The organism is Flavobacterium sp. N1736 (genome assembly GCF_025947065.1).
Lineage (GTDB): Bacteria > Bacteroidota > Bacteroidia > Flavobacteriales > Flavobacteriaceae > Flavobacterium.
This window is the reverse complement of record NZ_CP109994.1, coordinates 3,905,978-3,920,344: the sequence shown is the minus strand read 5'-3', so window position 1 is coordinate 3,920,344 and position 14,367 is coordinate 3,905,978. Positions and strand designations below refer to the sequence as shown.

The following is a 14,367-nucleotide window of genomic DNA, read 5'->3' as shown; positions in this document are numbered from 1 at the left end:
TTTCAATTATCTTTTAGTTAAATGCTCTTTAAATTTGCTTTCAACAAAAGTTTTCATTTCATTTTCAAATCTTTGCTTAGAAAATCTAATTGCATGTTCCCGAATTTTTTTGGGGTCAAATTCTATTTTTTCAAAAGCCCTTATGGCGTTTTTTAATTTTTGAATTGATTGTTCTTCAAAGAAAACTCCTGTCTGATTTTCAACAACAGTTTCCAGAGCTCCACCTTTTGCAAAGGCTATAACCGGAGTTCCGCAGGCTTGTGCTTCGACTGGAATTATTCCAAAATCTTCTTCGGCTGCAAAAACAAATGCTTTTGCTTTTTGCATTAATTTTCTAAGCTTTTCATAATTAACAAAGCCAACAAATTCAATATTGCTTTTTGCTATTTTTTTTAATTTTTGAAATTCTGGTCCGTCTCCTCCAACAATTAATTTTAAATGAGGTAATTCATTAAACGTCTCTACAATTAACTGAACTTTTTTATATGAAACTAAACGTGACGATGTAAAATAATAATTCTCTTTATTTTCTTCCAACTCAAAAAAATCAACATCAACCGGAGGATATATCACAGTCGATTCCCGATTATAAATTCGCTTTATTCTTTGGGCAACATAATTAGAATTAGCAATAAAAAAATCAACATTTTGAGAATTGGCAAGATCCCATTTTTTAATTTTATTTAAAACATATTTTGCATACCAGCCTTTTAAACCTTTATTTAAACCTGCGTCCTGCAAATATTGCTCTTGCAAATCCCAAACATAGCGCATAGGTGAATGACAGTAACAAATGTGTAATTGATTTTTTTTTGTACGAACTCCCTTTGCCACTGCAGATGATGAACTAATTATTAGGTCGTAATTACTTAGATCAAATTGTTCAATTGCTAATGGAAATAATTGCAAAAATTTACGATGATTTTGGTTTGCTGTTGGTAATTTTTGAATGAAACTTGTCCTGGCTTTTTTTCCATTAAGTATGAAATTGCGATCGTCATTATTTAAAAAATCAATCAATGCAAAATGATCAAAATCATCCCAAATGGAGTTAAGAGAATGAATTACCTTTTCTGCACCTCCATTTACATAATACCAATCGTTAATTAGTGCTTTTTTCATTTAAATTATTGTATTGAAAAAAAAGTAGGGAATTAAAAAAACTAAAAAAAACAACACCATCATGTCTGCTTAAAATGTTTTCGAAGCAAAAATTTAGAAAAACAAATGAAATAAATGAGATATAAATACCTGATTTTCTGCTAACCGCTTTTCTTATAAAATAAAAATTAGATAGTAAAAACAAAATAAGTCCAAGAATTCCTGCTGATAAAATTATATTTAAATACTCATTGTGCGAATTATAATTTGTTACTTTATAAGTATCAGTATTGGTAAAAGTATTATCATAACAGGATTGTAATTTGGCATCAACATCTCCAACTCCATAACCCAAAAAAGGCTCTTGTTTTAGAGTTTGGTAGCTGCAAAAATAAATTCCATTTCTAATTTGCTCGTTACTAATATTGGGATAATTATCTTCGTATTTTCCTTCTGGAAAGGTGAAATCGTAGTTTTTTAATTTCCCAAATCTTTCGCCAATTCTATCCATTTTTAAAACCAATAGCGCACTTAAAAAGACTAATAAAATAGCAGCCAAAACCATTTGTTTTAGATTTTTAAAAAGGCAAAAAAAGCAAACTATTATTGTTGCCAAAAAAGGCATTCTGGAACCTATGACATATTGCCAATAAAAGAAATAAACGATAACAAACAACATCAAAAAAATAGTAGAATACTTTTTTGCTGACAAAATTTCATTTTTAATTTTATATAAAAGGAGAACAATTGCAAAACCTACCCACATGGCCAGATAAGTCCCGTGTACTTTTGTTTTTATTTCGATAAATTGTCTGAAATCCCAAAATTTAACACTGGAAATATATAGTTCCTGAAACAAAACAATATTCAAATAGATAAGTACAAGTAATATTGCACCGCAATAAACGCTGGTTATTTTACTGAATCGATCAGTATTTATAATTTTTTTTTCATTGAATAAAAAAATAGCCGGAAACAAAATAGTTGGTAAAAGTCTGGTTATGAATTTAATTCCTGTTTTAACATCGTTAGTGTAAAGCAATGAAAATGTAAAAATTAAAAATAATGAGGAAAATAAAATCAATTGAATTGTTTTCTCTTTTGTCCAAAAGTTTTTCCCTTCAACAATAAAATAAAGAAGCGAAAACAGAAATCCGCTAAACATTAAAACACTTTCTACTCCCATTGGTAAAATAGGAAAGAGTGCTATTGCTAATAGAAAAAAATAGAAAACGGAATTATTATATTTTAAAATAAATTGTTTCATTTTAATTTTTTAAATGCATTTAAATGTTCTTCAATAGATTTTTTCCAGGTGAATTTTTCTAATTGTTTTTCGCCTTGAGCAAATAAAAGTTCATTCTTAGACGAATCTTCAATGTTGTTTTTAATTATTCCGGCAAGTTCTAAATAATTGTCTGGATCAAAATAAAGAACTGCTTCGCCTCCCACTTCGGGTAAACTTGCTGCACTTGAACTTATTACTTTTGTGTGTGAAGCGAGTGCTTCTAAAATTGGCAATCCAAAACCTTCATATAAAGATGGAAAAACAAATAATCTTGCTTCATGATAAATCTTTGGAATTTCAGAATCGTCAATATAACCTGTAAATGTAATGTGTTTTTGCAGATTATTACTGATTATAAAATTGTGAATTTGGTTGTCTTCTGTTAAAAAACCTTCTTTTTTGCCAACAAAAACTAATGAATATTTTGATTTAAATTCTTCTGAAAAAGAAGCGTATGCTTTTAATAAAACGATCAGGTTTTTATGTGGTTTTATATTTCCAACATACAGAATATAATTTTGAGGAAGTTTTAAATCCGATTTATATTTTACATTTCTAAAAAATGATTTATCGACTCCACAATAAACAATTTTTAATTTTTCAGGATTGGCATTTGTATATTTTAAAATTTCAGATTTTGAAAATTCTGAAACGGTAAATATTATTTTAGATTTTCGGACTGCATTTTCAAATAAAATTTTAGCATATTTTTTCTTTAAATAAGAAATGGAAGCACTCGGATTTAAATGATAGGCGTCGTGAATTGTTGTTACAATTTTATCGGCTTTGACAGAAAAAATTGGTGCATTAAAATGCGGACACCATAATATGTCACATTTTGGAACTATAAATGGATATTGAATTTGCTCTTTTATTGAATAAATAGCTGCATTAAATTCTATTATTTCAACATTTTTACTCCAATCAAAAAGTTGAATTTCTGCAGTATTCCCTAAAACAGAAACCTCATCAAATGCGTGTAAAATCCCCGGAATTACATTCTTTAAATAGGTTCCAATTCCAGAGGCATTTATCAGCCTAATATCAATTACTAATTTCATCTATATAATTATTTCTGTAGGCCAAAATAACAGCCAATAATACCCATGGATATAAAAAGTAAATTTGCACACCAAAGCAATAAATCAGTAAAAAACCCAACACTAAAACGGTTCCTTTATTAAAAGTTTTTATTTCCTGACACAAACCATAAATAATAAACATAAAAAAGAAAAAACCAACAAGTCCCATTTCTACAATAATATCTACAATTCCGCCAAAACCATGTGCATCAATATCTATTGATTCTTTTGGTGGTTTAGGAAAAATAGATCTGTATTCGGCATTATTTCTTAATAATGGATAATTCCCCATTCCGATTCCAAAAACAGGATTATCTTCAACCATTTTTGGTACAATGTAAACTCCAGAAACTCTTCCTAAAATTAAATTAATATCTGTTGGACGCTCTTTAATTGATAATTTTATTCTGTTAAATTCATTAAAATACATATAACTAACGTTAATAAACAGAAAGTAAAATCCAACCGAAAAAATGAGTATCAACGGAATTACAAATGCACGAAGTTTGTGTTTCAAAATTTGGAAGTTATATAATGCTATCCAAACAACAACAAATAAAATTCCGGCTTTAGATCTGGCACAAAAAGCAATAATTATAAATAAAAATAGTTGTTTAAAAAGCCTTTGACGTGTATTTTCCTGAAAAAAGGTAAGTATAAAAATAAAAGACAGCATTAATCCAAATGGTCCGCCTTCATTATAAAGTCCTCTTAATCTATTTGAGTCATAAATAACAATACTATGCTGCGCTGACAACAGACCAATTTTAACGACTAAAAAAATCAAAAAGAAAATTGCTGTAATAGCAACATTCCAATTTACTAAATAGTCAATTATTTTTTTTGAATCCTGAGGGCTTTTTTTAAACAATCGAAATGTTAAAATGCACAAACTTATGCAGGCTATTAACTCAAAATAACGACCAATTGTTATAATATATGGTGCCTTAAACTTTGATGGCCCAAGAATTTCAAAATGATGTGTTGATGTCATTATAAGCCCCAAAATGGCTTCAACGGTAAAAAAAACAAGAAAATAAAATATAAATTTATTGATCGATTTTTTAAAGAGAAATGGTACAATAAGTAATAATAAAATCTCTGAAATTTTTACAAAACCTAACTTAACATCAGGCGTTTGAATACAAAATGTAATCAAACAAACTGTCAAAATCAATTTAAGATTATTTGTATTTATTTTCACTTTTAACTAAAATCGATTTATAAATAGATTCTTTTTTTTGTTTACTTTTTCAGCTGAACCTCAACATTAAATGCCGGAGCGATATTACGAAAGAATGTTTCTTCGTAAATTTTTTTGGTTACATTATTAATGTTTACCCAGACAATAAAAGGCCAATTGATAGGATTTTTGCGAATAAATGTAATTTTCGAATAGAGGACTTCGCTAAACTGAAAATCAAAATAATAATTTCGATTGTACTTTATGTTGTTTGCAAAAAAATTGAAAGTTCGAAATGAAAACATTTTTTTATGCGTAGGATCAATAAAATTATTACTCGATGTAAAATGTGGAACTCTAATTTCGACAATGCCTCCGGGTTTTAAAACTCTGTGTATTTCCTTTAAAACCTTGATGTATTCAACATGTTCTAAAACATCTATACATACAATGTATTCAAAAAAATTATCTTCAAATGGTAATGGGCTATTTTCAATATCGCAAACAACATCAACGCCGGGTAATTGTGTAATATCTAGATTTACAAACCCTTCCTTAATATCATTTCCGCAACCAATATTAAGCTTATTTGTCATTGTTCATAAAATTAAGTTTTGGGAATTTAAGTATTAAAATTGCCCATAAAGATATTGAAATAAAAATTTCTGTTATGTAAATTCCTGTGGCTATACCATAGATTCCATAATATTTTGAGAGAATTGCGTTTATAACAACATTCAATATCACAGAAAATATCATAATTGATGTTATGCTTTTTTGTTTTCCAAAAACCATAAAGGTCATATACGGAACCATATTTAAAGCCACCACAAAAGGAATCCAGGCGTTATAAACTAAAAATTCACTGCAAATTAATCTATTCGTTTTTAAGAAATAAGAAACAAAAATGTCTGAAAAAGCAGTTAAGAGTATGCCTGCCAAAATCATCGAAACCAATAAAAAAAGAAATATTTTTCGCGAAAAAAGTTTATAACTAAAAATGCTTTTTGCCGCTACTTCGCAAGCTTTTGGAAAAATGCTCTGAATGACAAATGAGCCACAAAACTTAACGACCAAAATAATTTTTTCGACCACACAATAAATCCCCAAAGCATATTCATTTACAAATAAACCTAAAATTACCGGGTTAAGATAAGCATTGGCGTTAATTGAAATTACCTGAATAAAAATGCTAAAACCCGTTATAATTTCTTTTTTGATAGCTGCAATATCTGGTTTGCAAAAATGCCATTTCATGCTAAAAAACAAAACTAAAATCGACAACAAACAGGTTAAAAAATCAGATAATCCAATGGTTAAATTCACCAGATATAAATTACTTTCATCATTCAAAAAGAAGCAGATTATTAAAAAACTTATTAGTTTGAAGAGAATAAAAAAGTAAAAAAAATATTTGATTTTATGTATTGATCGTAAAATCCATAAAGGATTAAAAGCTCTTCCAATTAAAATAACCAGAGATAAAAAATACAGTGTAGAATATTCATTTGCCTTTGGTAAAAGAAAGTAAATGAATATCGAAAGCAAAAGTGCTAAAAACAACAAAAGTGCTTTTGTATAACCAATTACAAAAAAATGATGGTTTACAAATTGCTCCTTATTTTGATTTAATGTTATCTCTCTGGTGGCATTAATATTAAAACCATAATCTGTTATTGAGGCTATAAAAATGAAAACGGATTGAAACAGAATCACTAAACCAAAACCTTCAAGGCCACATTTTTTTATAATAATTGGCGAGATCAAAAGTGGATAAACAAAATTGATGAAATTGATTAAAAACAAAAAAAAGGAAGAATTAATATGCCTTTTGTTTGCAACAATAGTTTCAGCAAATTTATTTGTAAACATGTTTCTAGCTTTAATTCTAAAGGTTCTTTTGAGATTGTTTTCTGTAAAAACCTTTGAAAAGATAAATGAAAACAAACATCAAAATAAACAAAATCGGTAAAATGAATTTTAGTTTTCCATTTAGCGATTGCGTGTTTTTTATATTTAATGTCGAACTGATTTCTTTAATTGTGCGATCAAAACCAACCAGCTTTAATCGGTTCTTTCCTTGTTCTGTAACTAAATATTGTTTTGTTTTTATAATGTCATTCAGTTGTGTGTTTTCATTATAATATACCAATTTGTCGTTTTTAGATGTGTTTTTTACAGAATTTGTAAAACCATTTAAAACATGATCTATCTGAGAAATAATTGTATCGTTTTGAGCAATTAACTGTTCCAGATTTTTAAACCCAATTTTTTGAACAGCATTAAAATATTCAGAACTATTCAGGTATTTTAGTAATGGCTCAACAAACTTATTTTCATCTGTCAATTCATTTGAAACAAAAGAAATCGTATGAAGTGTATAATTTTTACTGGTAACATTATCAACTAAAACTTTATTAATGTCGCCATCATCAGCCATTAATTTAATAAGTTCAAAATTTTGCTCTTTATCTTCTACAAATTTAAAAGCATCAGAAATTGGTTTAATTTCTATTTTTTTTATTGCTTGCGGATGTGCAATACCAACTACATTTTTCAAAAAGACAGTATCGCCCGAAATAATTTTAGCTTGTATCAAATCAATTTTTGAGTACAAATAATCAACACTTCCAAAATTAGGAGTTACAATAATCTGATTGTTATATGATTTTTTACTGGCATCTAAATATAAACCAAGACCAAAACCAAGACCAATCAAAATCAAAACTAAAATCCAGTTGCGAACAAAAAAATGGATAACGCGAAAAATAAAAACATTTGTTTTCTCAATAAAACTCGTTATACTTTTCGAAATATCAAAAATATCAATTTCCTGATCTGTGGTATTTTGGGGTACTTTTGTACTCATTTATGTTTTTATTTTACGTTGAAAATTTGTTCCAAAATTTTAATAGTAATCAAATAGGTTGGTTTTACACCAGTGGTTCCTAATCCGCCTGAAGCCAGTGTGCTTCCGGTTTCTAAAGGATTATCTGATGCATAATAAGCATAACGTACTTTAATATCATGCGGAACGCTTTTTCTGATTTTTGATGCTGACTGAATTGCTTTTTGATAATAAGATCCTTCCATTTCAAGACCAATTACACCCCACGTGGACTCGTGAAAGAATTTCAACAAATCTCTGTTTTGCAATGATGTTCCTAAAACGGTTACCATTGCGCCTTCAAAAACTGCAATGTCATTTCCTTCAAACATGGCGCCTGTCAATTCGTTTTCGAAGAAATAATTATCTGCTGTTCCTTCATTTATATGTGCCGTCGGAATCATAATATCTCCTTTTCCACCTTCCAGAATTCCGGCTTTTCCCATTATCGAAACCGATTTTACATTTAGTAAAGTGTCTTTTTTATACGGTTTTAAAAGCTCGTCGATTGTTTCGTAAGCCTGTTCACCAAATGCATAATCCATTACAATGATTACAGGTTTTTCTTCGTCAATATTCGCATACGAAAATGTCGTTTTTGACCAGTCAATTTTGGCTGTGTCAAAAATCTGAACATCGATATTCGTTCCTGAACTGTCCGGTAATGAAATCATTCCGTTTTTCAACGCCAGTTCTTCAACTTGCGCCCTAACTTCTTTAGCGCCCGATTTACTTAATTCTTCATAAATAAAGAAATCAGATTTGTCTTTGAATTTTGTTTTTAACAACGGCGTTGCAAAAATCGAATTCATGACACTGTGCATATTGGCACTTATTACATGAATTGGACGTTTTAAAAGATTATTCGCTTTTAAAACTTCCTTGATATTTGTTGCCCAGATTTCGCCATGAATATGATGTCCAAGGCGCTCTCTTAAAACGGGACTAAAAGTAATAGTACGCTTATTATTATCGATCATTTCTTCGATCGCTAATTTTCCTAACCAATAAATAACATGCAGAAAACGGTCCGGAGCATTTTCAGATCCAAAAGCATCATAAATATCTAAAACTTCTTCAAATGTTCTGCCTAAAATGTTGGCAACATGCGAGATTGCTTTTTCTTTTTCTATTTGAGAAAGCTTTTTAGTCTGCAATACAGCTTGTTCTAATTTCATCCAGTCGCGCGAAACTTCGCCGCCATCATCTAATAAAACTCTGTTTTTTATTTTATGCGATTCGATAAAAATAAAAGTCAAATGCGTCAAGATATCGTAAATATCTGAACGTCCACGCGTGATTTCAACATTCATTTGTTCCTCATCAATTCGGTAACAATTTCTTCTTCTTTTTGGAGGAACAATTGCCTGAAAATGTGATTTAGAATATCCTTCATCCGAAGTTAAATTTATAAAACGGCATTGTTCAATTCCTATCGGAAGACGCTCTATAACGTACAAAAGCCCATTAAGTTCAACTTTTTCTTCGCCTATATTTCCGTAAATTTCCGGACGTAATGCCAATAATGATTCGCGCAGACTATCGCCTGAAACCCCCATTGGTTTATAAAAACCACGGTTGAATAAGTGGCGCATTGTAATGTACATTTTTTCAATCGCCGCAGATGATTCCTGTGCTCTTGATCTTGATATATGTTTGGTTTCTTTCATGCTTTTTATTTTAAAAATCTTCAACTATAGAAGATTTATCTGAGTATTATTTATTTAGGCGAAAATAGGAATTAAAAATGTTAAGTCTGCAAAACATCACTATTACTAAACTGTTATTAGAATATAATTTTATAGTAAGTAATTTATTTTCTGCAAATTAAAAACTTATGGAGAGGATTTTATTTAAAGTTTTCTATTTCAAATTATCTGCAATATCTCTATTATTTGATAACCTCGGAATTTTATTTTGTCCACCTAATTTTCCTTGTGATTTCATATAATCCTGAAATCCATTTTTAGAAACTTTGGTTACCACTACTTTTCTTAAAACATTTCCGGTGATTAAATCATCATAATAAATGTTTTGTTTTCGCATCGAATCGTCAATTGCTTCCTGAAACGATTCCATATTTTCGGGTTCATTTTCAAATTCTACAAACCATTCGTGATAAGGCAATCCGCTTGACGGATTAATTTGTGGTGCCACTGTAAATTCGCTTATAACTGTTTTTGTTGCTTCTGTTGCTTCTTTCATCGCTTTTTCGACTTCATTGGCAATAACGTGTTCGCCAAATGCAGAAATAAAATGTTTAATCCTGCCGGAAACAATGATACGATGCGGAAACAAGGACGTAAACTGAACTGTATCACCAATATTATAACCCCAAAGTCCGGCATTTGTCGAAATAATCAAAGCATAATTTACGCCCATTTCTACTTCTCCAATTGTATATCTTTTTGGATTTTCTGTAAAGAATTCATCGGTTTTAATGAATTCGTAGAAAATCCCTGAGTTCAAAAGCAGCAACATTCCTTCTTCATTTTTGATCCCGAAATTTCGGGACTGATACGCAAAAAATCCTTCAGAAGCGGGAAATAACTCAATACTGTCGACTTTTTTGCCTATCATTTGTTCAAACTTGGCGCGATACGGTTCATAATTAACGCCGCCGTAAATAAACAAATTAAAATTTCTGAAAATCTCGCTTATCTTTTTTCCGCCGCTTTTTTCCTGTAAACGCTCAAAATACATTTGTACCCAGGCTGGAATTCCTGAAATAACGGACATGTCTTCTTTTATCGTTTCGTCAACAATTGCATTTACTTTTGTATCCCAGTCTTCAATACAATTGGTTTCCCAAGAAGGCATTCGGTTTTTCTGCAAATATTTAGGAACAAAATGTGCCACAATTCCGGAAAGTCTTCCAAATCTAATTCCGTATTTTTCAGTCAAAATTGGACTTCCCTGCAAAAAAATCATTTTTCCATCAACAAAATCAGCATTTCCGGTTTCATTAATATAATGCAGAATCGCATTTCGGGCAGCATTTATGTGCGTTGGCATTGATTCTTTGGTTAACGGAATATATTTTGCTCCGGATGTTGTTCCTGATGTTTTGGCAAAATAAAGCGGTTTCCCTTTCCAGAGAATATCTTTTTCTCCTGTTCTAACTTTGTCGATGTAGGTTTTTAAGTCTTCGTAATCTCGAACGGGAACATTTTTTGTGAAATCTTCGTATGTTTTTATTTTGTCAAAATGATGATCAACGCCAAATGCTGTGTTTTTTGCATTTTTGATTAAACTCTCAAATACTGCCAATTGAGTTTCAACAGGTTTATTGGACCAAGCCAGTGTTTGATGATATATTTTACCGGCAAATAATTTTGCTGCTATTGATTTAATTGACATTTTATGGTGGTTATTTTTTGGCTTTTTTATTTTTACTTCCCGTTTTCTTAGTTGGATGCTCTATGGTATCTACTTCTTCCCGCAATTTAATTTCTTCTTCAGAAGCTCTCATATCAAGATGTGGGGTTTCTTCGGTTTCGGATAAAATGGAGTCTTTATTAAATTTTGCGTATTCTAATTCGCCTCTTAATACTTTTTGAATTCCATTTATATACGCTTCATTTTTCTTTAAAGCTACAGCTAATGAATCTGATTTTATGGCCAATTGTGTGGCATTCTTTTTTAATTGTGTGGAAGAATATCCCGGAATAAATTCCCGCAATGGTGTAAAGGCAATAATAAAAGTGGTTACTAATATTAAGAATATTCCGCCCAATGAAAAAACAACAAAGACGTTCATTAGGGTTAATTTAAATGAAAATATCTCCTCAAAGGTATCTTCATTTAAAATTACCAATCTGTTTTTGGTGTATAATTTTTTTCTTAAATTCCGTTTTTTCCTTGCCATTGTTGTTGGATATACTCGCAAATATAATAATTAATCGTCTTTGTTAATAACGGACAAAAATGGAATGGCGTATTAATTTAATGATTTTATAAAATATTTAACGCTCTTAAAAAATAAATTTTTAATCCAAAAGCACTTGTTCTTCGTATATTCTATATAACTTTGCATCAAAATTAAGAATTAATTTGCTTCGGCATTAAATATACAACCATGGGAAGATTAGGTCTTACAGAAATCCTTGTTATAGTAGGTATTGTGATATTACTTTTTGGAGGTAAAAAAATTCCAGAATTAATGAAAGGTTTAGGAAGCGGAATTAAGGAATTTAAAAACGCTGCTAAAGACGATCAACCTGGTCCTGCTGTAAAAAAAGAAGAGGAAGAAATTAAATAATATCCTTCAACTTATTAAAAATCCCAAACAACAATTGTAAGATTGTTGTTTGGGATTTTTTTTATGTCCAAATTTTACTTTGAATACACTTTTGATGTCTACCTTTTCTTAGAAAAAAACCGGAACAACTCTAAAAAGTAAATATTATTGTACGTTTTAACAAAAATTTATAATTTTTCTAGTTTCTGAGCTTGTTTTCAGTACATTCAATTAAATTTTTATTAAAAAGCTTTGAATATGACAGATTTAACTCGCAGAAATTTTATTAAAAATGTTGGATTTGTAGGTGCCACAACGCTCTTTTGTGGATCTCTTTTGGGTCAAAATGCTTTTACCGGTTTTTCAGATTCGGATAAGGAAGAAAAAAATATTCTATCGAAATTTTCTAAATCAAGTATTTCGAATGCTTTTCTTTTAGATAAAGCTCTTTCGGACTGTTATAATAAAGCAATTGTAAATTGGCAAAAAACAGGTTATCAGTCTTCCGACAATTTCTGTTATAGTTCTGATGAGAATCGTCTAAAAATGTTTCCAATACATCTTCATGTTGATGGCGCCGGAAAGTTAGATGACGTTTTGTTGTGTTTTGGAAAAAATGCTAATGGAGAATGGAAATCATTAAAATCATTATCAGGATTTGATTTAGAAGCAATAACTGTAGCGATGGAAGAATTACAAATGCATAACAGCAATGTAAATTTATCACACTATTTGTTTCCTGCAGCTTCTACACAATTGGAACCGTATGGTTTTATGACTCAAAAAGGCAGCGTTTACCTAAAAACAATACTGTCTCCTGAAAATACGGCAACAAAAATTATTATAAAAGAAGGAAATACTGTTGTATATCAAAAGGAAATAATTTCTAAACATAGTTTAGTTGTTAATTCTGTTTTAGTTTAACTAACCAACTTCAAAAAACAAACATATAAAATAGTTTCATTATGGCAGAACCATTTTTAGCTGAAACCCGAATTATGTCTTTCAACTTTGCACCAAAAGGCTGGGCAATGTGCAATGGACAATTTTTACCTATAAACCAAAACCAGGCTTTATTTTCATTATTGGGAACTACTTTTGGCGGTAATGGACAAACTACTTTTGGTTTGCCGGATTTACGCGGAAGAATTCCCATACATGGTGGAAATGGTCATAATCTTGGTGAAAAAGGTGGTGAACAGGCCCATACAATAAGTATAGCTGAATTACCAACTCATACTCATGGATTAAAAGTTATTAATCAGGCTGTAACTACAAACATTCCTTCAAATTCAACTGTATTAGCAAATACAGCTCCTAACCAAGTGTATAATAACACTGGTAAAAACTTTACGGCAATGAATTCCGGATCAATTACAAACATTGGCGGTAGTCAGGCACATTTAAATATGCAGCCTTTTTTAACATTGAATTTTTGTATTGCTCTAATAGGATATTTTCCTTCACCTACTTAATAATTTATAAAAAACTACAATTATGGCACAACCGTACGTTGGTGAAATCAGAATGTTTGCCGGAAATTTTGCTCCTGCAGGATGGGCATTTTGCGAAGGACAATTACTGCCGATTTCAGAGAATGAAACATTATTCAACTTAATTGGAACTACTTATGGCGGTGATGCAGAAAGCACTTTTGGGCTGCCTGATATGCGCGGTCGTGTTCCTTTACATAATGGCAATGGCTTTATATTGGCTGAAAACGGCGGTGTTGAAGAAGTGAATTTAACAGTTAACCAGATTCCCAGTCATTCGCATCCTTTAACAGCAACAACAGATATTGCCAATACCGGTAATCCTGCCGATGCTGTTCTAAGTACCACTGCAACAGGAAGTAAAATATATTCTCTAAGTGCTCCAACTGTAGCATTAAATAATACTGCAATTGTACCAGATGGCGGCAGTCAGCCTCATACCAATTTTCAACCTTATTTATGTATAAATTTTATAATATCCTTATTTGGGATATTTCCATCACCAACATAAAATTAAATACAGTGTTCTTAAAAATTTTAATAAGAAATTAAATAAAATATTATGGATCCATTTGTGGCCGAAATACGCATATTTTCATTCAACTTTGCTCCTAAGGGCTGGGCATTTTGTGATGGACAAATTTTACCTTTATCTCAAAACACCGCTCTTTTTTCCTTATTAGGTACAAATTATGGTGGCAATGGAAAATCAACTTTTGCTTTACCTGATTTGCAGGGAAGAACACCAATGCATCCAGGTCAGGGACCAGGATTGTCATTGCATGATTTAGGTGAAACAGGCGGTTCTGATACTGTAACTTTACTGGAATCAGAAATACCTTCTCATACTCATACACTAATGGCTGCGAGCTTAAATTCGCAATCTACTACTCCAACAAACAATAGTTTAGGCCGAGGCAATCCTGTAAAAATTTATTCTACAGATCTTCCGGGAGCGGAAGCACTTATGGATGTTAATTCGCTCGCTCCTACAGGAGGTGGTCAGCCTCATAACAATATGATGCCTTATTTGACTATGTCTTTTTGTATTGCTCTTCAGGGAATTTTTCCTCCAAGAAGTTAATAAATAATT

The 14,367-nt window shown here is 30.7% G+C and carries 15 protein-coding genes; 5 read left to right on the top strand and 10 right to left on the bottom strand.

Annotated elements, in window-relative coordinates; all coding sequences use genetic code 11:
• Positions 1-6 precede the first annotated feature (6 nt).
• From OLM54_RS16590 to OLM54_RS16545, 10 genes are all read right to left on the bottom strand, one after another.
• Positions 7-1,122, bottom strand: coding sequence for a glycosyltransferase (locus OLM54_RS16590; RefSeq protein ID WP_264535686.1), 1,116 nt, complete (start codon positions 1,120-1,122; stop codon positions 7-9).
• On the bottom strand, positions 1,103-2,368 hold the full coding sequence (locus tag OLM54_RS16585) for an O-antigen ligase family protein (protein WP_264535685.1): 1,266 nt from the start codon (positions 2,366-2,368) through the stop codon (positions 1,103-1,105). Before OLM54_RS16585 ends, OLM54_RS16590 begins: the two co-directional genes overlap by 20 nt.
• Entirely contained in the window at positions 2,365-3,450 is a 1,086-nt protein-coding gene (locus tag OLM54_RS16580; RefSeq protein WP_264535684.1) for a glycosyltransferase family 4 protein, read from the bottom strand. The genes OLM54_RS16585 and OLM54_RS16580 overlap by 4 nt, the downstream gene beginning before the upstream one ends.
• Positions 3,434-4,675, bottom strand: coding sequence for an O-antigen ligase family protein (locus OLM54_RS16575; protein ID WP_264535683.1), 1,242 nt, complete (start codon positions 4,673-4,675; stop codon positions 3,434-3,436). Before OLM54_RS16575 ends, OLM54_RS16580 begins: the two co-directional genes overlap by 17 nt.
• Before the next feature lie 41 nt (positions 4,676-4,716).
• Positions 4,717-5,250, bottom strand: a complete 534-nt coding sequence (locus OLM54_RS16570) for a class I SAM-dependent methyltransferase (protein WP_264535682.1) — start codon at positions 5,248-5,250, stop codon at positions 4,717-4,719.
• Positions 5,240-6,526 (bottom strand): oligosaccharide flippase family protein, encoded by a 1,287-nt coding sequence (locus OLM54_RS16565; protein ID WP_264535681.1) that lies wholly within the window; start codon positions 6,524-6,526, stop codon positions 5,240-5,242. The genes OLM54_RS16570 and OLM54_RS16565 overlap by 11 nt, the downstream gene beginning before the upstream one ends.
• Before the next feature lie 16 nt (positions 6,527-6,542).
• Entirely contained in the window at positions 6,543-7,523 is a 981-nt protein-coding gene (locus OLM54_RS16560; RefSeq protein WP_264535680.1) for a hypothetical protein, read from the bottom strand.
• An 8-nt stretch (positions 7,524-7,531) separates the two neighbouring features.
• Complete coding sequence (locus OLM54_RS16555) at positions 7,532-9,211, bottom strand: DUF6909 family protein (RefSeq protein WP_264535679.1); 1,680 nt, start codon at positions 9,209-9,211, stop codon at positions 7,532-7,534.
• 193 nt (positions 9,212-9,404) lie between these two features.
• Positions 9,405-10,901 (bottom strand): GH3 auxin-responsive promoter family protein, encoded by a 1,497-nt coding sequence (locus OLM54_RS16550; RefSeq protein ID WP_264535678.1) that lies wholly within the window; start codon positions 10,899-10,901, stop codon positions 9,405-9,407.
• Positions 10,902-10,911: 10 nt separating this feature from the next.
• Positions 10,912-11,409: a peptidase gene (locus tag OLM54_RS16545; protein WP_264535677.1), complete on the bottom strand. Its 498-nt coding sequence runs from the start codon at positions 11,407-11,409 to the stop codon at positions 10,912-10,914.
• A 210-nt stretch (positions 11,410-11,619) separates the two neighbouring features.
• Here OLM54_RS16545 and OLM54_RS16540 point away from each other — a divergent pair, with 210 nt between their 5' ends.
• The 5 genes from OLM54_RS16540 (at position 11,620) to OLM54_RS16520 (ending at position 14,358) form a co-directional block, all read left to right on the top strand.
• Positions 11,620-11,802, top strand: coding sequence for a twin-arginine translocase TatA/TatE family subunit (locus OLM54_RS16540; protein WP_264535676.1), 183 nt, complete (start codon positions 11,620-11,622; stop codon positions 11,800-11,802).
• 237 nt (positions 11,803-12,039) lie between these two features.
• Positions 12,040-12,705 carry a hypothetical protein gene (locus OLM54_RS16535; protein ID WP_264535675.1) on the top strand — a complete coding sequence of 222 codons (666 nt, stop codon included), beginning with the start codon at positions 12,040-12,042 and terminating at the stop codon, positions 12,703-12,705.
• A gap of 41 nt (positions 12,706-12,746) precedes the next feature.
• Positions 12,747-13,256 carry a phage tail protein gene (locus OLM54_RS16530; protein ID WP_264535674.1) on the top strand — a complete coding sequence of 170 codons (510 nt, stop codon included), beginning with the start codon at positions 12,747-12,749 and terminating at the stop codon, positions 13,254-13,256.
• 22 nt (positions 13,257-13,278) lie between these two features.
• Positions 13,279-13,785, top strand: a complete 507-nt coding sequence (locus tag OLM54_RS16525; protein WP_264535673.1) for a phage tail protein — start codon at positions 13,279-13,281, stop codon at positions 13,783-13,785.
• 51 nt (positions 13,786-13,836) lie between these two features.
• Positions 13,837-14,358 carry a phage tail protein gene (locus tag OLM54_RS16520; protein ID WP_264535672.1) on the top strand — a complete coding sequence of 174 codons (522 nt, stop codon included), beginning with the start codon at positions 13,837-13,839 and terminating at the stop codon, positions 14,356-14,358.
• The last annotated feature ends 9 nt before the right edge of the window (positions 14,359-14,367 follow it).